This window comes from Vibrio sp. R10-SG3-ISO10, from assembly GCF_059834185.1.
Genome location: NZ_JCBDHG010000022.1, coordinates 958,163 through 982,899, shown reverse-complemented (window position 1 = coordinate 982,899; position 24,737 = coordinate 958,163). Strand labels below are relative to the sequence as shown.

General features: G+C 45.0%; 19 protein-coding genes and 2 tRNA genes. 4 read left to right on the top strand and 17 right to left on the bottom strand.

Annotated features, from left to right (window positions below):
- Positions 1-5: 5 nt before the first annotated feature.
- The 4 genes from AC6R16_RS17985 to AC6R16_RS17970 form a co-directional block, all read right to left on the bottom strand.
- A complete protein-coding gene (locus AC6R16_RS17985) occupies positions 6-2,060 on the bottom strand; it encodes a hybrid sensor histidine kinase/response regulator (protein ID WP_500675295.1) in 2,055 nt (684 codons plus the stop codon).
- A 196-nt stretch (positions 2,061-2,256) separates the two neighbouring features.
- Positions 2,257-5,304 (bottom strand): AAA family ATPase, encoded by a 3,048-nt coding sequence (locus AC6R16_RS17980; RefSeq protein ID WP_500675294.1) that lies wholly within the window; start codon positions 5,302-5,304, stop codon positions 2,257-2,259.
- 8 nt (positions 5,305-5,312) lie between these two features.
- On the bottom strand, positions 5,313-6,443 hold the full coding sequence (locus AC6R16_RS17975; RefSeq protein WP_500675293.1) for an exonuclease SbcCD subunit D: 1,131 nt from the start codon (positions 6,441-6,443) through the stop codon (positions 5,313-5,315).
- A 110-nt stretch (positions 6,444-6,553) separates the two neighbouring features.
- A complete protein-coding gene (locus AC6R16_RS17970) occupies positions 6,554-7,636 on the bottom strand; it encodes a ketoacyl-ACP synthase III (RefSeq protein ID WP_500640227.1) in 1,083 nt (360 codons plus the stop codon).
- Positions 7,637-7,739: 103 nt separating this feature from the next.
- Between AC6R16_RS17970 and trxC the strand changes: the two genes are divergently transcribed.
- Positions 7,740-8,174: a thioredoxin TrxC gene (trxC, locus tag AC6R16_RS17965; RefSeq protein WP_500640228.1), complete on the top strand. Its 435-nt coding sequence runs from the start codon at positions 7,740-7,742 to the stop codon at positions 8,172-8,174.
- Positions 8,175-8,371: 197 nt separating this feature from the next.
- Positions 8,372-9,532: an MFS transporter gene (locus AC6R16_RS17960; RefSeq protein WP_500675292.1), complete on the top strand. Its 1,161-nt coding sequence runs from the start codon at positions 8,372-8,374 to the stop codon at positions 9,530-9,532.
- A 21-nt stretch (positions 9,533-9,553) separates the two neighbouring features.
- Here AC6R16_RS17960 and AC6R16_RS17955 read toward each other — a convergent pair whose 3' ends face one another.
- Entirely contained in the window at positions 9,554-9,949 is a 396-nt protein-coding gene (locus AC6R16_RS17955; RefSeq protein ID WP_500675291.1) for a nitrous oxide-stimulated promoter family protein, read from the bottom strand.
- A gap of 2 nt (positions 9,950-9,951) precedes the next feature.
- Complete coding sequence (locus AC6R16_RS17950) at positions 9,952-10,470, bottom strand: GNAT family N-acetyltransferase (protein WP_500675290.1); 519 nt, start codon at positions 10,468-10,470, stop codon at positions 9,952-9,954.
- Positions 10,471-10,580: 110 nt separating this feature from the next.
- Between AC6R16_RS17950 and AC6R16_RS17945 the strand changes: the two genes are divergently transcribed.
- The gene (locus AC6R16_RS17945; protein WP_500675289.1) at positions 10,581-11,018 is read left to right on the top strand and encodes a DUF4174 domain-containing protein; all 438 of its coding nucleotides are present in this window, start codon (positions 10,581-10,583) and stop codon (positions 11,016-11,018) included.
- 186 nt (positions 11,019-11,204) lie between these two features.
- A complete protein-coding gene (locus tag AC6R16_RS17940; RefSeq protein WP_500640232.1) occupies positions 11,205-11,867 on the top strand; it encodes an outer membrane beta-barrel protein in 663 nt (220 codons plus the stop codon).
- Between the two features lie 116 nt (positions 11,868-11,983).
- Here the strand turns inward: AC6R16_RS17940 and AC6R16_RS17935 are convergent.
- The 11 genes from AC6R16_RS17935 to AC6R16_RS17885 all read right to left on the bottom strand — a co-directional run bounded on the left by AC6R16_RS17935 (position 11,984) and on the right by AC6R16_RS17885 (position 24,024).
- Positions 11,984-12,057: transfer RNA gene (locus AC6R16_RS17935), tRNA-Cys, on the bottom strand.
- Between the two features lie 45 nt (positions 12,058-12,102).
- Positions 12,103-12,189: transfer RNA gene (locus AC6R16_RS17930), tRNA-Leu, on the bottom strand.
- 182 nt (positions 12,190-12,371) lie between these two features.
- Entirely contained in the window at positions 12,372-12,701 is a 330-nt protein-coding gene (nirD, locus tag AC6R16_RS17925; RefSeq protein ID WP_500675288.1) for a nitrite reductase small subunit NirD, read from the bottom strand.
- Positions 12,701-15,184, bottom strand: a complete 2,484-nt coding sequence (nirB, locus tag AC6R16_RS17920) for a nitrite reductase large subunit NirB (RefSeq protein WP_500675287.1) — start codon at positions 15,182-15,184, stop codon at positions 12,701-12,703. Before nirB ends, nirD begins: the two co-directional genes overlap by 1 nt.
- Before the next feature lie 12 nt (positions 15,185-15,196).
- Complete coding sequence (locus AC6R16_RS17915) at positions 15,197-16,069, bottom strand: ABC transporter ATP-binding protein (protein WP_500675286.1); 873 nt, start codon at positions 16,067-16,069, stop codon at positions 15,197-15,199.
- Between the two features lie 12 nt (positions 16,070-16,081).
- The gene (locus AC6R16_RS17910; protein WP_069668189.1) at positions 16,082-17,050 is read right to left on the bottom strand and encodes an ABC transporter permease; all 969 of its coding nucleotides are present in this window, start codon (positions 17,048-17,050) and stop codon (positions 16,082-16,084) included.
- Positions 17,051-17,113: 63 nt separating this feature from the next.
- Positions 17,114-18,487 carry a CmpA/NrtA family ABC transporter substrate-binding protein gene (locus AC6R16_RS17905; RefSeq protein WP_500675285.1) on the bottom strand — a complete coding sequence of 458 codons (1,374 nt, stop codon included), beginning with the start codon at positions 18,485-18,487 and terminating at the stop codon, positions 17,114-17,116.
- 267 nt (positions 18,488-18,754) lie between these two features.
- The gene (locus tag AC6R16_RS17900) at positions 18,755-19,336 is read right to left on the bottom strand and encodes an ANTAR domain-containing response regulator (protein WP_500675284.1); all 582 of its coding nucleotides are present in this window, start codon (positions 19,334-19,336) and stop codon (positions 18,755-18,757) included.
- Positions 19,337-19,567: 231 nt separating this feature from the next.
- Complete coding sequence (locus AC6R16_RS17895; RefSeq protein WP_500675283.1) at positions 19,568-20,518, bottom strand: glycosyl transferase family protein; 951 nt, start codon at positions 20,516-20,518, stop codon at positions 19,568-19,570.
- Positions 20,515-21,399 (bottom strand): uroporphyrinogen-III C-methyltransferase, encoded by an 885-nt coding sequence (gene cobA / locus AC6R16_RS17890; RefSeq protein ID WP_500675282.1) that lies wholly within the window; start codon positions 21,397-21,399, stop codon positions 20,515-20,517. The genes AC6R16_RS17895 and cobA overlap by 4 nt, the downstream gene beginning before the upstream one ends.
- A gap of 9 nt (positions 21,400-21,408) precedes the next feature.
- Positions 21,409-24,024 carry a nitrate reductase gene (locus tag AC6R16_RS17885; protein ID WP_500675281.1) on the bottom strand — a complete coding sequence of 872 codons (2,616 nt, stop codon included), beginning with the start codon at positions 24,022-24,024 and terminating at the stop codon, positions 21,409-21,411.
- Positions 24,025-24,737: the final 713 nt, after the last annotated feature.

Here is a 24,737-nt window from a genome sequence, read left to right as displayed (position 1 = left end):
TTGGACTAAATGTAGTCTGCAACCTTATCAAGCAACTTAACTTTATCTACAGGTTTAATTAAGTATCCATTCATACCCGCTTGGTCAATTTTAGAGAGAGTTTCTTTTCGATTATCACCGGTGTGCCCAAGAATAGGCACGTTAGCGTAGACTTCTTCTGACTCGCGAATAAGAGTCGTAGTTTCTAAGCCATCCAACATTGGCATTTCGAGATCCATCAGAATGAGGTCAACTTGCTCATTGCTCAATACACTTAGCACCTCGTTGCCATCGCCTGCCTGAGAAACTTGATAACCCTGTTTATTCAATAAGATCGTCGTTAATTGTCTCATCGACTCATTGTCATCAGCAATCAAGATACGTTTACCAACGACCGCAGGTGCCTTTTTCGGAATCAGGTTACGGTTAGGCTCAACATTGCCAAACATAAGTGCATCGACCGACTGTGAGACGTCAAGTAGGAACTGCTTTTTCTCTTTTGGATAGAAAGTAAGGAATCGACTAAATCGGTTGTGATACTCACTATCTTGAGCAAAAAGCATCACAATTTTCGCTTCAGTAAAATGGAGTTTAGACTCCAGCATTAAATACTCTTGCTCACTGCATACTTCTAGATCGAGTAGTATTAAATCGTATTCAAATTCAAACTCTTCTTTACCCTGTGCTTGCTCAAAATCGACTACGTCACATAGTGCACCTGTGTAGAACGTAAATTCGTTCAGTTTGCGCTTTACCGTTACATCATTACCCACGTAAAGCATTGATTTATTTCTTAGAATATCTTGTTTAATTGTGGACACTTTTGGGGACTCATATCGAGGAAACTTAAGGGTAAAACGTGTCCACTCTCCGAGCACGGATTCACATTTTATCTTGCCGCCAAATGCTTGCATGACACGTTTACAAAAAGGTAGCCCAAGCCCATAGCTTGAGGATTTTCCAGAGGTATAAAAATCTTGAAAGACAAACTCTAACTTTTCTTTTTCAATCCCAATGCCGTTATCTTCGAAGTATAAATAGTTGAACTCATGATCACTTCTAAGCGTGATCTCAATCTTAAACTCTTCACCATTCTGATAATAAAGTGAATTTTTGAGTAGGTTGTATAGCGCATATTTCAGTAACGTATCACTTCCAAAGTAATCAAAATCACCTTCGACATGCAAATTCACGACGTCTTTGGCATGATCGCTAGGATAAGAGAAACTGGTGAGCGACTCTCTTACCACTTGCTCCACGGAATAAGAACGAAATGTTGAGTGCGATACTCGGCTCTGGTCAATAGAGGTAAGCAAGAGGTCTATAGCTTCATTACCATTGCGAATAACCTCGTCGGCTCCAGAAAGCACTTCCTTCATACGCTCGATATCAAACTTATCGATCTCAGCTTTATCTCCTTTAATTGTTTTAACTGACGGTAAAGACGAGTCAAGCACGTCAACTGATGCTTTAAGAGCACTTAAAGGGTTACGCATTTCATGAGCGATCCCAGCACCAAATGACTTAGCAATCGAGACTTTCGCCTCATGTTCAACTTGATTACGAAAATAGAACAAATTACCAAAGACATAGGTGAACAAAAAAATCGGGATGTAAGGCCAAATGACGACGACTTCAGTCTCAACTTTGCTAGGCGCATGCTCCAGTCCATAACTTAGCAAGTATGCCGCAGCAATTGCGATCATGGCTTGCAGCAACATAACTCGAGTCTCATGGACTAATAATACATGCAAGAAGATTGAAGACATGAACGACATTGCCCACACCGTCGACCACTCGTTCATAAACAGCATGAATGAGAAGAAGAACGGCAAGCAGATAGTGATCGTCGCAATATAATAGTATGGGAGGTAACGCTTAACGGGTGGCGGTACATACTTTCTGAGCGCTAACCCCAACAGGAGTAAAGCGCAAAAAAACCTAAGCGGACCATTCTCATACGATTGAGGATAAACGTAAGACCAAATGTAGAAGTATGCAGGGAAACCGAAGAAGCCCATCCACCCGACTAACTCAAGGTTGGGATCTGCGTATTGATAAATCTTCTTTACTACATTCATGCATTAAAACCGCTACGCGCAACTTCTTTATCGCCTAGAGCACTGTTAAAGCACCTTAAGCCCCCGTTAAGTGAATATATCTGCTAGGTACAAAAGAGTGACCTGCCAACTGTCATCAATTCGATGCTCTTAACATAAATCATTGTTATAGATTGAGCATACGCAACATAGTGAACTATGTAAATTTTAGTCTGCTCTAAGCATGCATACCAACTAATTGAATACGGCTTCCTAAACGTGAGGCTTCGACATCTACTCTTAAAGGCATTTGCTCTTTAAGTTCAGTAACATGGGATATCAAGCCAATCATACGCCCCGCTTGCTGCAAATCAATAAGCGTTTGAATCGCTAAATCCAGAGACTCGGGGTCCAGGCTGCCAAACCCTTCATCAATAAACAACGTATCAAGCTTAATGCCGCCACTGTACGACTGAACCACATCAGACAACCCAAGCGCCAACGCAAGTGCCGCCATAAAAGACTCTCCACCTGAAAGGGTTGCAACATCACGTGTTTTTCCGGTGTAACCATCTTCTACGCTCAAATCGAGCCCGCGTCCTGCGGCACCTTTGAAGCCTTCTGTCTTACGTACTAGTTGATAGCGCCCTTTGCTCATCATAGATAAACGTTGAGAGGCTTGGATCAATACATCATCGAGCAACACACCGAGAACGAATCGATGTAGACTGATTCTGCTCCCAGTTTTACCACTCGCTACGTCATAAAGCGTTCCGTAGACCTTGTATTCGGCTTCTAATCGCTGATTTTTTTCATGCAGTGTATTGATATCTTTTTGTACTTTTTCAAGGCGTTCTGTCACTGAATGCACGGTGTCTAGCAAACCTCGGCATTCGCGGTATTTTATCTCCGCTGCATCTAGCTCGGTTTGTTTTTTATCAAGATCTGGCTTTTCAATGTCCCTTAACTGCTCATCAAGGTCCTTTACAGACTGTTCTAACTGGGTTGCGGTCTGTACATACTCATTGATTTGAGCTTGCCATTGTTCATAAAGCTGAGGCTCTATGCGAGCTTGCAGAAATTGCTCTTGTGAATCTAATGCTGAAAGTTCTAGTTGAGACTGCCACTCTTTGTTCGCTTCTTGATGGTTTACTCTGCCATCTTTGAGTAACTGAGTCGTCGAGTTTCTTTCTGTTTCAATAGCAACAAGCGCTAGTTTCGCCTGTTTCGCAGATTGTTGAGCCTTTTCTAACGTCTGATTAAGCTGTGTAATGTTAGCTTTTTGAGCAAGGTATTGGCGCTCGACAACGTCAGCTGATGAGTATTGTGGATCAATGCCAGAGGATAATTTCTCCAATTGCTGGCTTTGGACGTTTATCGCTGAGTCATTTGCAGAAACTAGTGATTTTAGCTCATTGATTTTCGCTTCACCATTAACGCAGCGCTGTGTTAACTCTTGAACGGCCTTTTCCATCTTATCAAGATCGATTGCCGCCAACACGTCTAACCTAGCCTTCTGTCGGACTATCTCTTGATGTAGCTGCTCAGAACCCATAGCTGCGCCTTCACCTAACTCGCGCCTTAACTCTTCAATGTGTTTCTCTTGAGCCACTATTGTCGCTTGCTGTTGTTCCAGTACATTAGTTTGTCGGTTTAACTCTTCAACCGCACTGCGCTCTTGCTGCCGAGCGGCTTGAACCGACTCCTTAGAGATTGGTTCACCTTCAAACGTGGCAGGTGTTGGATGTTCTTGGCTACCACACACAGGACAGGGCGAGCCTTTTTCCAACTTTTGTGCTAGAAACGCAGCTTGAGAATTGTGCCAACTCAGTTCTTGTTCATCGGCGTATTTTTGCTTCTCTGCAACAGCGTTTTTTGCCTTCTCGACTTGTTCTGTTATCGGGACAAGCTTCTGCTGTAGGCGAGCAAGCTCGGCGGTTTGGGCTGTAAGCTTATTGAGATCGTCAAGCAGACGCTGATTGTTTATTAAACCGGTTTCTAAGTTCGATTTCTCGGTCAGATCTTTGCGCGCTTGTTCGAGTGACTTGGCACCTAAGTCAGCCTCTTGTTGCAGTTTCTGTTTGAGTTCGCTGTATTGAACGAGCTTTTTATCGTAATCAACTCGAGTGACATTTAACGCGTTAATGCTTTTCTCTAGTTCCGATTTCTCAACAAGTTTTGCTTTGACTTGCTCTAATTTGAACAGCTCTTCAGTCAGTATTGGGATTTGTTTAGCATTTTCCTCAGCCGTATTAACTCGTTGTTCTTCTTCATGAGATGTTTTTTCTGCCACTAAGTGTTGAGCCGTTAGTGCGTCCAGTTTGGTTTCTAGACCAACCACCTGTTTCGCACTTGACTGCATGCTAGCGTAAGCCACTTCAAGGTGGCTCGCACTCTTAGCTAGCTTTAACTTTGACTCCAGCTCGGTAATCTGCGCTTTGTTTTCCAGATGTGATTGTTGAGCCGCAACTGTCGAAGCACGCTTAGTAAATAACTCATTGAGCGATTTTGCTTTGTTTAACTCACTTTTTAAGCTATTGAGAATCTCTAACTCCTTCGCCTCAACGCTTTTCGCTTGTTCGAGTTCACTGCGAGAATGAATCCGTCGTTCTTGCAACTCCTGCTCGGTAGAAACTTCTGCCACTTGCAGAGCGCCGCGAATTTGATTGTCGAATTCATCTTTAGCCTTGCTAATTGCACTGGCTTTATCTTTCAATGCAAATTCAATTTTCTTATACACATCAGTCTGGAATAGCTGACCAAAAATCGCTTCACGTTCCTTAGATGAAGCGAGTAACAGCTCTCGAAACTTGCCCTGAGGCAACACCATAACCTGACGGAACTGGGTTTCATTTAACCCAAGCAAGTTGGCAACCTCATTTTTAACCTGAGCCGTTTTGCTGGTGATCAGAACTTCATCTTGGGTGATTTCATACAAGGAAGCAGTATGTTTGCGCGTTGTCAGACCATCACCACGCGCTTTTGGCGCTTCTTGCTCAGGCGCGCGGGTAACTCGATATTGTTTACCGTTTAAAGAAAACTCTAGAGTCACTTCCGTGAGTAAATTCGCCGCTGCTTGGTCGCAGCGCATTTGGTTGCCCTGACGTTCATTGCCCGTAGTTTCGCCATATAAGGCGAAGCAAATCGCATCGAGTATTGACGTTTTCCCTGAACCTGTAGGTCCGTTGATGAGAAAAAGAGGATTTAAGCCTAATTGAGTGAAATCGATTTGCTCTGTCTTAGCAAAAGGGCCGAAAGCCTGCATTATTAATTTAACTGGTTTCATGATCTGGCCTATTGCTCACTGAGTTGCTTGATGATGTCTGTGATGGCTTTGTCTTGCTCTTCACTGAGCTGACTATCTTGTGCTTCGACGAAGAAATCGCGAAACATATCGGCTTCACTGCGAGCCAACTTGGCCGCTGCCATCTGCTGTTCCACGCCCACCAGCATCCCTGGCTTTTCAAGATGCAACACATTTGGGTAGACAGCTCTTAGCTTCTCCATAGGGTTTAAGATTGCATGTCTGTCCATTAATCTAACCAGTAAATAGTCATGGCTGTTAGGGTCGGTTTTACCTTGGGCAATGATTTCATCCAACTCCCCTTCGATTATGCGCATTTCATGTGGAGCAGTGAGCTCGATATGGGTTGCTGACTTAAAACCCGATTCATCAAGCTCAACTAACGTCATGCCTTTCTTTTGATGCTGCTCTGAAAAGCTGTATTTCATTAACGAGCCTGAATAGCGGATGTACTCTTCACCTTTTTTCTGTGGCTGATGAAGATGCCCAAGGGCAACATAATCAAACGGAGTAAAATGCTCGTGGCTAACGCGATCAGAGCCGCCAATAGACAGCGGCCTTTCTGACTCTGACTCAATCGCGCCATCAACAAAGCAGTGAGAAATCAGCACATTGGTTGCATTCGGGTCAAAAGTGGCAGTGAGCTCTTCACACAACAGCTTATGCGCATCATCGTGGGTAGAGACTGGCTGCTTAAAGTGGTGACGCACAAGCTCCGGGTCATTGTAAGGCATGCCATAAAAACGCACTGTACCCTTGTCTGTTTCCAGCTCAACCGGTGTCAGCATATCTTTGAAATTGGCAATAATGTGGAGCCCTGATTCTGCCATTTGCTGCGAGGCAAACCCTAAGCGCTCTGCGCCGTCATGATTACCTGGGATTAGAATAATTGGCAGCTTTAGTTCTCCGCATACTCGACTTACAAACTGATTCATCAATTCAATGGCTGCTGTCGGAGGCACAGAGCGATCGTAGACATCTCCTGCGATAACCAGAGCATCAACCTTGTTGGATTGAATGTAGTCAATGATCTGTTCAAGAACGACTTTTTGATCATCTAAAAGAGAAACATTGTGAAATTGACGACCGAGGTGCCAGTCAGAAGTGTGGAGGAATTTCATGTAAGCCCAGTGTAATTCTTATACTTAGGCCAATATAATAATATCAATGCGAGGCTCATTGATATAAAAAGTCGCACCGAGTGTGCGACTTTTGTACTTAAATTATCGAGTTATGGACGATTCTTACAATGTTCAACGGCTTCTTTTATAAGCTCTAATGCAGATTTTTCACATTCTGGTAGGCATGCATCGCTCTCACCCAGTGGAGTGACTCGCTCGCCCCATTTTAAGTGGCTTGCTCCCCACGTTAATCCCGCACCGAATGCGGCAAGAAGCAGGTTATCACCCGGTTTAACAAAGCCCTGCTCTAAAGACTCACATAAGGCGATAGGCACAGTGGCTGCCGATGTGTTGCCGTATTTTTGAATGTTTACAAACGCTTTATCTTGGCTAATGCCTGATAGATCGCACAAGGTTTGAATAATACGAATGTTCGCTTGATGTGGAATCACAACATCAACGTCATCAGTAGACAGCTCACTACGTGCCAACACGTTTTGAGCCGCAGCACCCATGCCTTTTACTGCGCGCTTGAAGATCTCTTTACCAACAAAGTTGAAATCCCAATGGCCATTATCAGCAGCAAACCTATCCATACAGGTACCAAACTTAGGTACAGCCAAAATATCGCGCCCCGCAGAATCACAGCCAAGCTGCGCGTTTTGTAGGCCAACCTGCTCTTCTGTTCTGGTTAAGACAACCGCACCAGCGCCGTCACCAAACAAGACCGCGGTATCACGCATCGTCCAATCGATAAAGAAAGATAACCGCTCTGCACCGATTACGATTGCGTTTCTGTAATTGCCTGCTTGTATTAGGCGAGTCGCCGTTTCTAAGCCATAGACAAAGCCTGTACAGGCTGCGTTCAAATCAAATGCAGCCGCCGCCGTGATACCTAGGTTTTGCGCAACTTTTGAAGCTGCATTTGGAATCAGTGAGTCTGGTGAGCAAGTGGCAAGAATAATTAAATCAATATCCTCTGCACTTTTTCCAGCGCAAGCGAGTGCATGTTGCGCCGCAACAGTAGCCATATCAGAGGTGTTCACATGGCTAATACGTCGATTTTCAATCCCGGTACGAGTGCGGATCCACTCATCAGAAGTGTCTAGAAAAGTACTTAGGTCTTGATTGGAAAGCGTTGCTGGAGGTAGGCATTTTCCCCAACCAGTAATTTCTGCATAGAAATTTTTCATTTAGAGCCTTTAATTTAGTTATTTGTATCTCTTGGTATAAACAGAGTATAACTAGCAGCGACAGTCACTGTCATCTACTAGAAATAATAACGAGAGAGATATCATGTCCACCTTCAATACACGTTGCCCATCTTGCTCTGGCGTTAACCGTGTGCCATCGGAACGCATTTCAGAAGCCCCAACTTGTGGAAAATGTAAAACACTACTTTTAGATGGAGCGCCCGTTGAGGGCACTGAAAGCAATTTCGAGGCAATCTTAAATAGCGATACACCAGTTGTAGTCGATTTCTGGGCCCCGTGGTGCAATCCTTGTGTAGGGTTTGCTCCAGTTTTTTCTGATGTTGCCGCGGAACGAACAAAAGATGTTCGATTTGTAAAAATTGACACTGAAAGCCAGCAAAATCTCGCTGCCAAATATCAAATTAGAAGCATTCCTACCGTTATGGTCTTCAAAAACGGCAAAAGAGTTGATGTGATAAACGGTGCACTTCCTAAAGGTCAGTTTGATCAATGGCTTAATCAAGCACTAGCCAAATAACCGCCTTCTTATTAGTCTAGTTTAAAGCGAGAAAATATTCACATTTTCTCGCTTTTTTCATGAATTTATTTAGCTAACGCAACGATAAATATCCTTTATCGTCATGGTCAAAAGTTTTCGTTTTACCTTTCACCTCTTTAACCCCATAGTCGCGCCGAAATTTGTTCAGTTTTACTACAACTAAAGAGGCCACGACATTGGAAATTACCCTTCAACCTGCTCCAAAAGCTCGCATTTCTGTACCGGTTATTGCGCTTGCTCTTTATGCGGTCGCGTCGGGATATTTGATGAGCTTAATTCCTTTGATGCTTTCTGAGTATAACTTGGATTCATCGCTGGCTAGTTGGCTCGCCAGTGTTTTCTATGCGGGGCTATTGATTGGCGCGGCTGGCGTCGAGCCTTTGGTTAAAACAGTGGGCCACCGGAACGCCTTTGTCTGGTGCTTAGTGACGTTTATTGCCACCATTATGGTTTTACCATTGGCCGCCAATGTCACGGTTTGGCTTGTTGCTCGTTTTATTGCGGGTGTTGCTGTCGCAGGCGTGTTTGTCATCGTTGAGTCTTGGTTACTACACGGTGACGAAAGCGCTCGAGCGAGAAGACTTGGGCTGTATATGGGCTCTCTTTACGGTGGTAGCGCAATCGGCCAGTTGGGTATTGGCATTATTGGGATCTCTGGTGGTGTACCATTTATTGCAATCGTCACCTTATTGTTACTTGCTGTAATCGTACTTGTTTTCGGTGACAGCGACCAACCGGAAAGTGAACATAGCACGCCACTGTCACTAAAGCAGATCAGTAAGCTAAATCATGCGGCGATTATCGGTTGCGTGGTTTCTGGTCTTACTCTAGGCGCCATTTACGGGCTGATGCCAGTTGAGCTGCAAAATCGTGGTATTGAACATAGTGATATTGGTGGACTAATGGCGGTCGTCATTCTTGGTGGCATGGCCGTTCAACCAATCGTGCCTTGGCTATCCAAATTCCTTGGGCGTACGTTACTTATGGCTTTGTTCTGTCTACTAGGCGTGGCAGCAATTACGTTCACTTCAATGGTCACCGGACTGCAAGCTTTAGGAATGGGGCTATTTCTATTAGGTATGGCGACTTTCGCTTTGTACCCAGTCGCGATCAACCTTGGTTGCGACAAACTTGATGCCAACTACATCGTATCTGCGACTCAGGTGATGCTGTTTAGCTACAGCATTGGATCAGTGACAGGTCCTGTTGCGGCGGACGGGTTTATGGCAGGTTCTCAAGGCTTGATGGGCTACCTGTTCGCGGCACTTCTCGCGACTTGTATCTACATGCTAATCGCCAGCATCAAGACCAAACATCAGGCGGTCGCTGGGGAGTAACAGGCTCGTAATTGGGGACGCTTATTGCGTCCCCTTTTCTTCGAGCTTTCTCTGGTGTCTGTTTGACGCGCCAGCTTCGGGCTTTTTGGGAACAGGTTTGCGTTCATGTAGTAGATGGCGAATAGCCAAAATCGGATGCGGCAGCAACATTCTTGGTCCAGAATATCTCATGACTTGGCGCATTTGCTCTTTCTGATCTGCTTTATAACAATGAATCGGGCATTGATTACAGGTGGGCTTACTCTGTCCGTAGGGACAACGATCCAATTTAGTTTCAGCATATTCAAGCAAGCTTTGACACTCAACGCACAGCCTATCCTTGCTGCCGTGGCGCGCACGGCAATAAATAAACATCATTGCGCGAACCGTTTTGAATTCGGTCAACAACTCACCACGAAGAATATTTGAAACAGCCATAGTTACTCTCGGCAAAGATTCAGTTGGTACAACAGTAAGTCTACTGTATCACTCAACGTATCTTGAACTTTGACATAAGTAAAACCAAGTTTAGATAGTAGGGCGCGACTTCCCTGATTATCTGAAGTGGTAATCGCGACCAAATCTTCAATTTTATTGGTTTCACACGCGTAGTTGATGACCGCTTTTCCTGCTTCATACCCATAGCCTTTGCCGTAAGAGCTTGGCATAAATCCATAACCGATGTCGTAAGCTTCAAGTTCTGGTCTTTTGATTAAGCCGCATACGCCGATCTTTTCACCACTATCTGTGACTTCCACCAGCAATAGACAAACGCCAAACTCTCTATACATGCCCAGTATCTTTTCTTCAATGTACGCTCTGGCGTCACTTTCACTGCGGATGTTCTTATCACCAACAAACTGTAAGAAGTCTTCGCTGTTGTAGAGTTCATGAATAAATGGAGCATCTTTAAGCTCAACCATTCTCAGCGTCAAGCGCTCAGATTGCAGTGTTCGCATGGCAAAATTTCCGTCTATTTTTGTCCGAGGTTTGAGCTTACCACCTACAATTAACGTAGAACATGTGTAACTAACACATTTTTATAGGCCATCATCGGAGGATTGTCGTTATGCGTGCTGCACTGCTATTCACCATTGCGCTACTCAACTCAACCATGAGCTGGGCCTACACTTCTTATTCCGCTGAATGGTCACACCGCAGCGTGATTTACTTTGCCCCTACCAATGACGAGCACGTCAAACAGTTTCTGTTGGAAACACTGATTAATGAATGTGAGCTTCAAGACAGAGACCTTATCACTCTAGTGGTCACTGAAGACGGCTTTAGTATGCCTAAATGGGTTAAGCATGAGTTTAACGTCAAAGCGCTGTTTAATATGTATGATGTTGAGCCTGGCTCTCACACTGCTGTATTAATTGGTAAAGATGGCGGAGAAAAGCTTCGTTGGGGAAAACATACTGACTGGGAGCACGTGAAACAAACCATAGACGTAATGCCGATGCGACGCTATGAAAAGGCGAAAAAAGTTAGCCCTTGCTCTGCGTAAAAAGCGAACATCCCCAAAGTCTCCCACGCAAACTCTAAGTGTTCTAACTTTCTATTTATGAAAGTTAATTAACAAAATATAAAATTTGACACAATTTGTTACACCACATAAGATTCACGCCCTCAATAGGTGCCTATATAAAATTACAACCGCACCGATCACATATTCATAACTAAGATGTAAATAATGAATTTTAAACTATCTATTGCTGCTCTTGCACTTCTAAGCGGCTCTTTCGCCGTGTCTGCACAAAACAACTGGTATGTTGGTCTTGATGTTCATTCAAGTAAACTAGACCTAGACTCTGAAGTTTCATCATTCCCGACAATTAGCTCGGGTGCGAAGAATGCTGATGATAGCGGTGCGGGTCTTTCAATCATGCTTGGACGCAAGGTGAACGAATGGCTAGCCATCGAAGCAAACTTAAGCCACGATTACATTGACCTTCTAGACTATTCAAATTATTACGATATTGGGTTGGGTGCTCAAGGTTATGAATACCAGCTCCATGACGCTAGAATCTATTCGTTCGATCTTGGAGCTAAGATGAGCTACGCCACAGGCTTCGATCTAAACCTATACGCTAAACCAGGAATTGGGTACACGCGCACAGAATTGGAACTCAATGGTGGCTCATCACATCCAGACATCAAAGTCGACAAAGACGTGACCAACAATAAAGTTCATTTCAACCTAGAGCTTGGTGCTGAATACTTTTTCACAGACTCTTTTTCAGCCAACCTTGCATACGAGCGTAAGTTCAATGCCGTCGATTTTTCAATCGAGGGATACAAGTTTGGAGATATGGACCAAGACCGTATCAAAGGTGGCGTTCGCTACTACTTCTAACGCTTAAAGTTGCTGATTGCACGGATAGACCTCGAAAGTATTGAGGTCTATCTAGACGAGCTCAAATTTCAGATACAAAAAAACCAGCCTAAGCTGGTTACTTTCTCATAAGAGAATGGAGGCGCGTCCCGGAGTCGAACCGAGGTCCACGGATTTGCAATCCGCTGCATAGCCACTCTGCCAACGCGCCTCAAATTATGCTTTTTACCTAACCAGCTTTAGCCAGAAAAGTAGATGGTGCCCCGGGCCGGACTTGAACCGGCACAGCGCGAACGCCGAGGGATTTTAAATCCCTTGTGTCTACCAATTCCACCACCAGGGCAACGCTAAAAGCGATGGTACACCACCATTCCCACAAGCAATGTCGTGAGAACGAGGTGTACTTTAACGGAATAAATTTTCCGGTCAATCAATTAATTTCTATTTTTGTTCAAATGGTTAAAAAGAACACCGCATCGACCAACATACCGTCAATGCGGTGGTTTTATCAGCGCGATGGTTTTATTAAAGTGATAATGTTACAACGCCCTGCTCTACAGCTACCGGGTAAACCGTTAACTTTATTGCCGGCTCTTCCACACACACGCCACTAATGAGATTGAAGTGCTGCTTGTAGAGTGGAGAAGCAACACATAACTCGCCATTAATATCCCCGACTATCCCTCGACAAAGCACGTAGGCCTTGCCAATTGGGTCCCAATTCTGGATAGCGAAAACACCTTGGTTCGGAATATAGAACAGTGCGACCTGCTCACCGTCTATCAGAGCGCCTCTACCTTGGTAGGGTGAAAGATCCGATAGTCTGCATATTTTTAGTTTCTCAGCGACTTCCATTACACTTCCTCCTTCACTGGAATGCGTTGCCCGCGTACTCTTTGATATGGAAGTACTTGGCTGGCTTCTTCTGCATTAATAAACGGTTTGAACTTAGCCAGTTTGTCACTGTTTTCTAGTGTGCTCTTCCATTCACATTGATAGGTATCAACGACATGTTGCACCTGCGTTTCAAGCGAATCAGCAATACTCAATGAGTCTTCAATCACCACTTGTTTTAGGTAGTCTAAACCACCTTCTAGATTTTCCATCCATACCGAGGTTCTTTGTAAACGATCCGCCGTTCGAACGTAGAACATCAAGACACGATCAATCAACGCGACCAGTTCTGCTTTAGACAGGTCAGAGGCAATTAAGTCAGCATGTCTTGGTCTCATTCCTCCGTTACCACACACATACAGATTCCAACCGTTCTCAGTCGCGATGACACCAATATCTTTACTTTGTGCTTCAGCACATTCACGGGTACACCCAGATACTGCGAACTTGATTTTGTGCGGTGCGCGCAGCCCTTTGTAACGATTTTCCAATTCGATTGCTAAGCCAACCGAGTCATCGACGCCATAGCGACACCAAGTCGAACCAACGCAGGACTTAACCGTTCTGAGTGACTTACCATACGCGTGGCCGGTTTCAAATCCCGCATCAATTAGCGCTTGCCAGATATCCGGTAGCTGTTCGACTTGAGCCCCAAATAAATCAACACGCTGACCACCTGTTATCTTGGTGTATAAGTCGTACTTCTTCGCCACTTCTCCTAATGCGATCAACTTGTCGGGCGTGATTTCTCCCCCCGCCACTCTAGGAACAACCGAGTAAGAACCATCTTTTTGCAGGTTTGCCATAAAGGCATCGTTAGAATCTTGCAGCGAGCTGTGCTGGGGCTCCATGATGTGCTCATTCCACAATGAGGCAAACACTGATGCAGCGGTGGGTTTACAAAGATCACAGCCGTGACCTTTACCGTGCTTCTCTATCAATGTATCAAAGTCTTTAATTTCTTCGACTTGGCAAACATGGAATAACTCTTGGCGCGATAACTCAAAGTGCTCACAGATATGATTGTTCACCTCGACGCCCATCGCTGTCAGCTGAGCATCTAAGACACTTTTCACCATGTTGCTACAACCGCCACAACCTGTGCCTGCCTTGGTTTCGGCCTTGAGGGTGTCAAGATCATGAGCGCCAGCCTGTATTGCATTAACTAGATCACCTTTACTCACGTTGTGACACGAACAAATAATAGCGGTATCTGCCATTTCGCCATTAAGCATTCCCGTATCAAAAAGTAGGTTTGCCGCATGGTCAGGAAGGGTCGTTTCATTTAAATAGCATTGCAGTAAAGCGTCATAGTCTGAGTTATCCCCCACAAGAATGGCGCCTAGCAGCTTGGTTCCGCTCTGATCAACGACGAGTTTTTTATAGACGCCAGCAACCGCATCTTGCAACACCATCTCCTGCGCGCCATCCGTCGCTTTATGCGCATCACCAATCGAAGCGACATCGACACCGAGTAGCTTCAGCTTGGTGCTCATATCTGCACCCGTAAAGCCTGCGTTTTCACGATCAACGAGCTTATCGGCTACAACGCGAGCCATGGTATAACCCGGAGCCACCAAGCCAAATATCTTCTCTTGCCAAAGCGCACATTCTCCAATAGCAAAAATGCTTTCATCACTGGTTCGGCATTGATCGTCAATGACAATGCCGCCGCGCTCACCAATATTGATACCCGCCTGCTTAGCCAGTGCGTCTTGCGGTCGAATACCTGCAGAGAAAACAATGACGTCTACTTCGAGAGGGTCGGCGTCTTTAAACACCATCCGATGTGTTGCACCTTCGCCATCACAGATTTTCTCGGTTGCCGTTGAGGTATGGACCGTTAATCCTAGCTCTTCTATCTTCTCTTTTAGAACTAAGCCCGCACCATCATCAAGTTGAACAGGCATCAAGCGCGGCGCGAATTCCACGACGTGGGTTTCCACCCCCAGCAGTTTCAAGGCGTTTGCAGCTTCTAAGCCGAGTAATCCACCACCAATGACAGCACCGGTTTTCGCGCCCTGACACGCTGTTTTTATTTCAGAAAGATCATCTAACGTTCGGTAAACAAAGATATTGTCTCTATCGTGACCTTCAATAGGCGGTACGAATGGATAAGAACCTGTTGCGAGCACGAGCTGATCGTACCCTATGACACTGTCCTCATCTAAAACCAAGCGTTTGTTGTCCCGTTCGATTTTGGTTACTTGGCTGCCTAGCATCAACTCTATGCCATGTTTGCTGTACCACTCTTCACTGCTTAACATCAGATCCTGATGGCTGTTGCCAGAAAAAAGCGATGAAAGTTGGACTCGGTCATAGGCGATGAAACGCTCTTCACCAATCACCGTAATGCGCTTTTCAAGGTGAGCACCTCTTTCAACAAGCTGAGCAACAAGGTGATGCCCAACCATACCGTTACCGACGATTACTACATGTTCCATTGTCTGACTCCTTTATGCCGTCTTAGCGGGTACTTCGAGCTCTTTCTGCTCGGCACTTTTAGGTTGAGTACTTGATTTAGACTGCTTTTCATACAAGAAACGCAGCACTGACTGACGGTATTTCTGATACTGCGGGTCATCGGCAAGCGCAACACGGTTACGTGGGCGGGGCAATTCAATCTCCAACACCTCACCAATGGTTGCCGCTGGGCCATTAGTCATCATCACGATCTTGTCTGAAAGCAGGACCGCTTCATCTACATCATGGGTAATCATAATCACGGTATTGTTCAGCTCGGCTTGGATTTTCATCAGTGAGTCTTGCAGATGAGCACGAGTCAGTGCATCAAGCGCGCCAAAGGGTTCATCCATCAAAAGGACTTTTGGCTGAAGGGCAAGCGCGCGGGCAATACCGACTCGCTGCTTCATACCGCCAGAGATTTCATCAGGCTTTTTATCCGCAGCGTGAGACATTTGAATCAAGTCGAGATAATGTTCGACCTGCTCTTTGATCCACTGTTTAGAACTTTGGTCAGAAGTGGTGTTTTGCGACAGCTGGCTTTGTGCAATTTGCTTTACTGCCAGTTCTACATTTTGATAAACCGTCAACCAAGGCAGTAACGAATGATTTTGAAATACGACTGCGCGCTCTGGCCCTGGCCCACTTACCTCACGGCCATCAACAATCACTCCGCCATCCGTAGGCAGGTGAAGACCCGCCACTAGATTAAGTACTGTCGATTTTCCGCAACCTGAGTGTCCGATCAGCGAAATAAATTCGCCTTTATTAATCTGAAGATTGACGTTTTTTAAAGCGATAAATTCGCCATTCGGGGTTGGGAATCTCATCCCCAACTGAGTTAAATCGAGTAGTGCTTTAGACATAGGAAACTCCTTTTATCGCAATGCCTGTTGCTTATTCCAAGACAACCATTTCTGTAGTTGCAACATGCCTCGGTCTAGCAGTAAACCAATGAAACCAATCGTGATGACAGCGACCATAATGCGCCCCAGTGAAGCCGAGCTGCCATTCTGGAATTCATCCCAAACAAACTTTCCTAGTCCCGGGTTTTGCGCCAGCATCTCTGCGGCAATGAGTACCATCCATGCGATACCGAGCGATAAACGCAATCCGGTAAAGATCATCGGAATTGCAGACGGAAGCACGATGACTCTGATATGTTGCCACCAAGATAACTGCAGCACTTTGCTGACATTGATAAGATCTTTATCCACGCTAGTGACGCCGACTGCCGTGTTAATCAGCGTTGGCCACAAACTACACAGAGCAACTGTCAGCAACGAGTTAACAAAAGATTTTGCGAACATTGGATCGTCACTAACGTATGTTGCGCTCACCACCATGGTGACTATCGGCAGCCACGCCAGTGGAGAGACTGGCTTAAGCAACTGAATAATGGGGTTAAATGCCTGATAAGCACCTTGGTTTAAGCCAAGGACAATACCTAGCGGTATAGCAATCAAAGTGGCCAATAAAAATCCACTGGCGACTGTTATTAGGCTAGTCACGATTTGATCAAAGAATGTGGGCTTCCCCGTGTAAGGTCTAATCTTGACCTTAGCATCAGGATTTTTTGCTAGCTTTGCAGCATTACGTTTTTCTTGTCGCTCGATAAAGGCGACTTCTTTTTTTCTTTCATCCCAGTGCTCTACCACTAAGTTACTGAATTGCTGGTAGGTTTGAGCCGGACCAGGAAGTGTTCCTAGTGAAGTTTCTACCTGACGTGCACTGAAATGCCACATCATCAAGAACATCAAGATTCCAATCACAGGTAACAAAAAAGCTTTGCTCTTGTTCGCCACCAACTGCTTACTCGGAATAAGTGAGATTACATTGCTCGACATAACAACTCCTATACATCCTTGTTATTGTTTTGTTGGAGGGGACTCGCCCCTCCTCCATTTGTTTTAAACTTTGTCTTTGCCTTTAAGACCGATTGAGAACTTCTCTAGATACGCGTTAGGTGAACGGCCGTCGTAGACGATGTTGTCGATAAAATGTGTTTGTGGAGCGCGGAAACCATCTTCAGTGGAAAAGTCTGGGAAGTCTTTGCTGGAGAGTACCCCGTCTTCAATCAGCGCTTGTGCAGCTTGTTGGTAGATATCTGGGCGATAAACCTCTTTCGCGACATCCATATACCAATCATCAGATTTTTCTTCAGGAATTTGTCCCCAGCGGCGCATTTGGGTCAGATACCAAATCGCATCGCTGTAATAAGGGTAAGTGGCATTGTGGCGGAAGAATACATTGAAATCTGGCACCTCTCGAACATTGCCTTTTTCGTACTCGAAAGTACCTGTCATGGAGTTCGCTATCACTTCGAAATCCGCGCCGACATATTCGCTTTTTGCTAACAGTTTGACCGCTTCAACTCGGTTGGCGTTGTTGTTCTCATCCAACCAATGAGCAGCTCGGATAAGCGCTTTCACCACACGAATGTGCGTGTTGGGGTATTTTTCGGCCCACGATTTGGAGACGCCAAAAACTTTTTCAGGGTTGTTTTTCCAGATCTCATAATCAGTCACAACCGGCGCACCGATACCTTTAAATACTGCCTGCTGATTCCAAGGTTCACCAACGCAGTAACCTTCAATCGTTCCCGCTTCCATCGTCGCTGGCATTTGTGGTGGTGGAGTTACACTAAGCAGTACGTCTGCGTTGAGTTGCCCACTGTTATCACCTGACTTGGGCGCATAGTAACCTGGGTGTATACCACCCGCAGCAAGCCAATAACGTAGTTCGTAGTTGTGAGTAGAGACAGGAAACACCATTCCCATGTTGAACGGCTTACCTTCATCAAGATAACTCTCGACAACAGGCTTAAGTGCGTCGGCCTTAATTGGGTGAACTAACTTCCCATCTGCCTCGGTCGGAATATTGGGTTTCATCTGCTGCCATGTTTTGTTTGACACCGTAATCGCATTGCCGTTGAGATCCATACTGAATGCGGTAATTACTTCCGCTTGGGTACCAATGCCAATTGTTGCGCCTAACGGTTGCCCTGACAGCATGTGGGCACCATCCAGCTCACCGTCAATGACTCTATCGAGCAAGACTTTCCAGTTCGCTTGCGCTTCTAACGTGACGTACAAGCCTTCGTCTTCAAAATAACCTTTCTCATAGGCAACAGCGAGTGGCGCCATATCGGTAAGTTTAATAAAGCCAAATTTAAGGTCTTCGAGTTCCGGCTCACCCAGTTCGGCTAAGGTGCTAGGTACATAAAAGGTGGTGGTTAACGCTGCACCCACCAGAGTACGCTTGATTGCTGACTTCCATTTCATAACTTTTCTCCAATAAAAAAGGCGCTACGCCTCCGAAGAGTCGTAGCGCCATTGCATCCTTGCCGATTACCGCCGTTGATAATGTAAGGTTACGATTGAACAGATTGTTTCTAATCTAAATATTCCAAGTTGCGTGCCAACTTATTTAATACTTTACATTCAATAACTTACCCTTCCCCACTTTCAATATCACCTTAACCTTGCTTACTAATAGTGCACTTCGCACCAATGCGGAATTTTTCTCATAACCCCAAAGTGGTAGATAAACTATTTAAGCACCTCTAAAGTTTGCAGTAGATTTTTCGCTACTTGCGCCAACGTTTGACTCGATTGCATCGCTGATTTTCTCATCGCTTTGTAAGCTGCGTCTTCATCGACTTGGTGCATTTTCATCAGTAGCCCTTTTGCTCGCTCGATGATCTTTCTTTCTTCTAATCGCAGCTCAAGCTGTTCGATTTCATCTTCAAGAGCAACCACTGAACGGCGAATCTGGCACGCATTGGCTATCCACGGAGTCAAACAAAATTCGGTATCTGCCGGAACGAGGACATAATCCATTCTTTCCGGTAAGCGACTGATATCATTAGAGTCGAGTTGCTTCAACACCACCAAGAGTGGGTACTTTCTAACACGGCATTCTTCAATAACCACGCGCAGTTCAGCACTCGGTTGCAACCAGCCCACTACGACATAAGCGTTGGGTTCCCGGTCTAACATTTGTTCAAACTGATTAAGTTGGCAACTAATGATATTGTCAAACTCTTGAGCGAGCAGCGTCGATAATCGTGCCAATTCTTCAACACGATCGCTGCAAATGATGAGCGGATTTTTGGAGAGATTTTTGTGCATGAACATTCCTTGTTTTGCTCTCTATCTAAAAGAGACATAACAAGGAATGTGCCAATTGTTCTATTTATACCAATCGGGATAAATAGCTGATCAGATAATTGCGCTGGAAAAATCGCTTAGAGCAAGGCATAGATTGCAGCTAGCTAGTTTCTCTACCTACAAAATCTATAACGCAGCTATCAGCGATTTTAACTAGCAAGAATGACCAGATATTTATTCTGGTTGGTATTACTAACTATCACAGTAACCAGACCAGAGTAAATAGGCCTTTTCAAACGACTTTTCTAGATCGTTTGACTCAGCAAACAGTGTCGCAGCCATTGTCGAAACCACTGTATTAGCCATCATATTAAGGTCATTTTCTGTCGTACCAAACAGGCACTTTTTAGGCAAAGGAATATCAGTCAGCATGCGTTCAGTCCAATAATGTGATTCTACGCTTGTCGGTGTGCTCACCCAAACGGTTTGGCTGACTTTAGGGTTATATTCAGATTCGCCAGATTGTCCTTTAAAAGAGACGACGGCGTGTCGGGTTAATCCTATCTCGCTTTCGACTTCAGCATGCAGCTGTTGGAAGCCTGGATGAAAGCTGCCGCGCACCCCCAGTTTGGCGCCTCCCGGGTTTAAAGCTCTGACGACCGTGTTGATCGGTGTACGCAAACCATAGCGATTCTTCCAGCCAATCATAGTTTCAGCTTGTGGAGCAAAATGCTTAAGAGGTAGATAAGCAATACGCTTAGTCTCTAGTAGCTGTTTCGCCTCTTGCGGTGATTGGGCAACCTCAATACCAAAGGCTTCAAGGTAATCTTCTGCATGTAATCGTCCGGCGGGCCTATCGTGGTAACCATGTAACAGTACTTTGTAGCCGCTGTCTGCAAGGATCTTGGCTGATAATAGGTGCCAAGGTTGCCCTGCACTTTTGCGTTTACCCGCATAACACGGCCAGTCAATATCAGCGCCCAAGCTAGGGACACGAGACTGAAACGCTTTTACGAAACCTGCAATTTCCTGTTTGGTTTCATTTTGTACTCGAATCAACATCAGTAGCATCGCCATTTGGTCGTCACCGCATTGACCATCAAGATACTCGTCCATGATTTGGTAAGCCTGATCAAAGGTAAGCGGCTTGCGTCCTCGTTCTCCTCGTCCAACCGTTCGGATACATTCTAAAATTGAGCTCATACTTCCTCTTGTGAGATCACTGACTCTATGGTCATGTTTAGTTCTTCTCGCAGTTTGACGACTTCGCCTAAGATAATCAATGCTGGGCTGACCCCTTTTAACTCTCTCGCTTTAGAAGTTAATGAGTCTAAACATGACACATGCACCTTTTGCTGGCGGCTACAGCCGTGAGTAATGATAGCAAGCGGAAAGTCTGCTTTTAGACCTTGCTCGACCAGTCCTTGCTGAATCTCTTGCGCTTTCTCCAGCCCCATATAAAAAACCAGAGTCTGTCCTGCCCTAACAAGCTGAGACCAAGCAGGTAGCGCTCCTGTCACCACCTGCCCTGTCACAAAGGTAACACTTCTAGCGATTTTTCTATGAGTTAAAGGGATATAAGAAGACGCCGCGCAACCTATAGCAGCAGTGATACCTGGAATAACCTCAAACTCAATGTTGTGCTTTGCGAGTAGCAATCCTTCTTCACCACCACGACCAAATATGAAGGGGTCACCGCCTTTTAGCCTGACGACACGTTTACCTAATTTCGCCAGATCGACCAGTATTTGACTAATCTCTTCTTGTTTTAAGCTTGGCTGACCGCAGCGCTTACCCACATAAATTTGTTGGCATTTATCCGCAGCAAAATCCAATATCTCTCTGTTTACTAAACGATCAAATACAATCACGTCAGCCTGTTGAATCGCTTTCAGCGCTTTTATTGTCAGTAACTCTGGGTCATTGGGACCTGCACCAACCAGTTGCACCTTTCCTCGTTTGATGCCTTCTGAATCACAGCCACTACACGTAAGAATCGGCTGTTTTACATATCGATGAGCAATGAAACCTGCACCGCGTAGCCCTAATTGCGAACCCTCTTTGACTCTCTTGTCTAATTTCATAGCACGCTCCTATTTCGCAATCAGTATTGTTTGTTCGTGGCTTGCGACAAGACGCTCAACTTGAGGTAAGCATGAGCCGCAGTTTGTTCCACACTTGAGTTTAGTTTTCAGTTGATTAACGCTTGTGCAATCTCCACTCTCCAACTCGCGGAGAATCTGCTTATCGCTCACTCTAAAACAACTACAGATCAGCTCACTGGCTTCTTGCTGGCTAGAGACAGACAGCAATGCTGAAAAAGTTAGAGGTTTACCGATTAAACCTGCAAGATTTGGCACATCGACCTCAATCGGGAGCTGAGAGAGCATGAGTAGAGAACGAATGATTTTGTCTTCTCCCACTTCGTCATAACAAACTGTTAGCCACCCACTAGCAAGCTCTAAAACGACTTTGCGTTTGTGCGGAGTTTCACCAAGCTCTGTCGCAAATGACTTGTCATAAGGTTTACTATCTGCAAAACGCCAAACGCCGACTCGCTCTTCAGTTTGAAATGATTGGTAAATGAAATCGTACTCAACAAATCGCTCACCAAGGTAAAGGCCATAAGTTTGTGCTTTTACCGGGAACAACTCCACTGGTTGGGATTTAAATGCTGGTTGTCCAGAAGAAGGATCAGCAATGCGGCTTACCACAGCATTAACCTGACTTTCGCCTCCATACTCTCCTGCCCAGTGCATCGACATAAACAGTTGTCTTTTTCCTAACCCATCATCAATTGCTACTCTCGCAATAATCTTTCTCTCTGTCTCTGAGCTAGCTAAGGCGACCAACTGGCCTGATTTAACGTCCATATAAGCTGCAGAACGACTACTCATATACACCGTTGGTTCAGGTTCGGTCGCCGCAAGATGGGAAATGTAGCCAGTACGAGTCATGGTATGCCACTGATCTCTTTGTCTCCCTGTATTTAACCACCATGATTGGCCCTGCTGTTTTGATGGCAGTGCAGGGATAACGAACCTCGCTTTACGATCGGCAAAGCTAAATTGGCCGTTGTGTAAAGGTCTTTCTCCTCCCCACTGAATAGGTTGCCAGTTTAGGTACTCTTCATCGGTCATATTCGCGAACTCGGACAGATCAAGTAACAATGAGCTCTGCGTATTCAATCCAGTCATAGCCGCATATTCTCTAAACACGTCGGCCTCACGAGCAAAATCAAAGGCATTTTCTCGGCCTTGTAACTCACATAGCCTTGCGCCCACATCACTGATCGCTTGCCAATCTGGCTTAGCTGCACCTTTCGCGAGCATAAACTGCCTTTGGCGAGTGAGCATACGCTCGGAGTTGGTCACCATTCCTTGCTTCTCCCCCCAACCTGAGGCAGGCAGCAACAAATCGGCATACTTGGCGATATCAGAATCAGCGGTTACATCCGATACGATAACGAGCGGGCATTTTTCGAGTGCACGTTTTACAAACGCGTTGTCAGGCATTGAAACTACAGGGTTGGTCGCCATGATCCAAATCACCTGAATATCGCCACGGTCAACGGCTTCAAACATCTCAATCGCTTTTAGACCCGGTTGCTGAGCAAGGGTATCTGTGTTCCAAAACTCACTGACAAGCTTTATCGATTCAGGGTCAAACCCTCTATGAATTGCTAACTGATTCGCTAGCCCACCGACTTCTCTCCCTCCCATGGCGTTCGGCTGACCAGTAATTGAAAACGGCCCCGCGCCCTGAATACCAATCTTACCCGTCGCAAGGTGAGCATTAATAATGGTGTTGGCCTTGTCCGCGCCGTATTGGGATTGATTTACCCCTTGGCAAAAAAGAGTGATGGTTTTTCTGGTCGTAGCAAACCAGCGATAAAAGGTTTTAAGTTGCTCTTGGCTCAGCTCTAGTTGCTCACACAGCGCTTCAATGCCGAACTCTTTGCTCATGACAAGATCAACTAAAGCGCCGAATCCAGAAGTATGAGACTCAATATAGGACTCGTCTAGAGAACCACTTTCAACACAGTAACGCAGCAGCCCATTAAACAGCGCAATATCACCGTCATTAGGGATAGATAGATGTAAGTCGGATTGCTGGGCCGTCACTGTTTCGCGCGGATCAATCACCACTAGCCTCAATTCAGGGTTACGTTCTCGAGCCTGCTGAATCCGCCTGAACAAGACGGGATGCGTCCATGCGGTATTCGCCCCACATATCACGATTAGCTCCGCATCATCTATGTCGTCATAGTTAACAGGGACGACATCTTCTCCAAACGCACGGTTGTGAGCCACAACGGCAGAAGACATGCATAGGCGTGAATTGGTGTCGATGTTCGCACTGCCTACCACGCCCTTCATAAACTTGTTGGCTACGTAATAGTCTTCAGTAAGTAGCTGACCTGAAACATACATTGCAGTGGAATCTGCGCCATGGTTTTGAATCGCTTCACTATAGGCAGTCGCGATCAACTCCGTTGCTCGCTCCCAGCTTATCTCTTTGCCATCCAACTTTGGATACAGCAATCGTGAAGGCATGTCTAAGCTCTGAGCTAATGCGGAACCTTTAACACACAAAGCCCCTTGATTTGCAGGATGCGCCTTATCCCCTTCTATTCCCAACTGATTCACTTCCACACCGCATCCCACTCCACAATATGGGCAGGCCGTTTTTGTACATTCCCTTGTCATCACTTACTCCTTGAAATAAAAAACCTCCTCCACCATAAAAGTGGAGGAGGCTTCATCGCCTGTGACGTTGTTATTTGTATTTGTTGCCTAATTAAGTCAGGCTTATTGACAACAGCAAGTAAGATGCCAGACAGATAATCCAATACAATCAACATGTTACATTCAACCCAGTGCTTTCAGTGCACCATCTATGTGCAAGAAAAGGCCAATATGGTTCGACATGCCATTCGCGAGTCGCTTTTATTCTTCTGGACCTCAAAGCTAAGCCAATCCGTAACTTATATTTATATATATTATATTGATCACTTTTGAGCCATTAATTCCATTAGTATAATTTTCAAATTAAATTCACCTTACATATTTTGTGACTATACAGTTATTTAAAACAAGTGTTTATGTAAATAAAAAACCTCAAACCTTAAAATAATAGAACTATCAGTTTATTGAAATTTTAAATTCGAATTCCCTTCTAAAGCTTTTAATTACGTAGCCTACCATTTATTTAACATTTACTAATTTAAATATTACTAAATATCAATAGCTTAAACATTGATCAATAAATTACCATTTATGTGAGCCACAACTCATTTAGTTCATTCCTATTGCTATAGATTCAACCAAAACATTGATCGGAGGAATTTATAAAATCCATTTAATACATAGACAAATTAAACCATACAGCTTGCTATAAATATAAATCTCACCATTACCAT

Excerpts from the sequence above, each read along its gene's own strand:
- AC6R16_RS17910 (WP_069668189.1), bottom strand. The coding sequence starts at position 17,050 with ATGTCGAGCAATGTAATCTCACTTATTCCGAGTAAGCAGTTGGTGGCG.
- AC6R16_RS17895 (WP_500675283.1), bottom strand. The coding sequence starts at position 20,518 with ATGAGCTCAATTTTAGAATGTATCCGAACGGTTGGACGAGGAGAACGA.
- trxC (WP_500640228.1), top strand. The coding sequence starts at position 7,740 with ATGTCCACCTTCAATACACGTTGCCCATCTTGCTCTGGCGTTAACCGT.
- nirD (WP_500675288.1), bottom strand. The coding sequence starts at position 12,701 with ATGGAAGTCGCTGAGAAACTAAAAATATGCAGACTATCGGATCTTTCA.
- AC6R16_RS17905 (WP_500675285.1), bottom strand. The coding sequence starts at position 18,487 with ATGAAATGGAAGTCAGCAATCAAGCGTACTCTGGTGGGTGCAGCGTTA.
- nirB (WP_500675287.1), bottom strand. The coding sequence starts at position 15,184 with ATGGAACATGTAGTAATCGTCGGTAACGGTATGGTTGGGCATCACCTT.
- AC6R16_RS17955 (WP_500675291.1), bottom strand. The coding sequence starts at position 9,949 with ATGGCTGTTTCAAATATTCTTCGTGGTGAGTTGTTGACCGAATTCAAA.
- AC6R16_RS17985 (WP_500675295.1), bottom strand. The coding sequence starts at position 2,060 with ATGAATGTAGTAAAGAAGATTTATCAATACGCAGATCCCAACCTTGAG.
- cobA (WP_500675282.1), bottom strand. The coding sequence starts at position 21,399 with ATGAAATTAGACAAGAGAGTCAAAGAGGGTTCGCAATTAGGGCTACGC.
- AC6R16_RS17900 (WP_500675284.1), bottom strand. The coding sequence starts at position 19,336 with ATGCACAAAAATCTCTCCAAAAATCCGCTCATCATTTGCAGCGATCGT.
- AC6R16_RS17980 (WP_500675294.1), bottom strand. The coding sequence starts at position 5,304 with ATGAAACCAGTTAAATTAATAATGCAGGCTTTCGGCCCTTTTGCTAAG.
- AC6R16_RS17945 (WP_500675289.1), top strand. The coding sequence starts at position 10,581 with ATGCGTGCTGCACTGCTATTCACCATTGCGCTACTCAACTCAACCATG.
- AC6R16_RS17975 (WP_500675293.1), bottom strand. The coding sequence starts at position 6,443 with ATGAAATTCCTCCACACTTCTGACTGGCACCTCGGTCGTCAATTTCAC.
- AC6R16_RS17950 (WP_500675290.1), bottom strand. The coding sequence starts at position 10,470 with ATGCGAACACTGCAATCTGAGCGCTTGACGCTGAGAATGGTTGAGCTT.
- AC6R16_RS17970 (WP_500640227.1), bottom strand. The coding sequence starts at position 7,636 with ATGAAAAATTTCTATGCAGAAATTACTGGTTGGGGAAAATGCCTACCT.
- AC6R16_RS17915 (WP_500675286.1), bottom strand. The coding sequence starts at position 16,069 with ATGTCTAAAGCACTACTCGATTTAACTCAGTTGGGGATGAGATTCCCA.
- AC6R16_RS17940 (WP_500640232.1), top strand. The coding sequence starts at position 11,205 with ATGAATTTTAAACTATCTATTGCTGCTCTTGCACTTCTAAGCGGCTCT.
- AC6R16_RS17885 (WP_500675281.1), bottom strand. The coding sequence starts at position 24,024 with ATGACAAGGGAATGTACAAAAACGGCCTGCCCATATTGTGGAGTGGGA.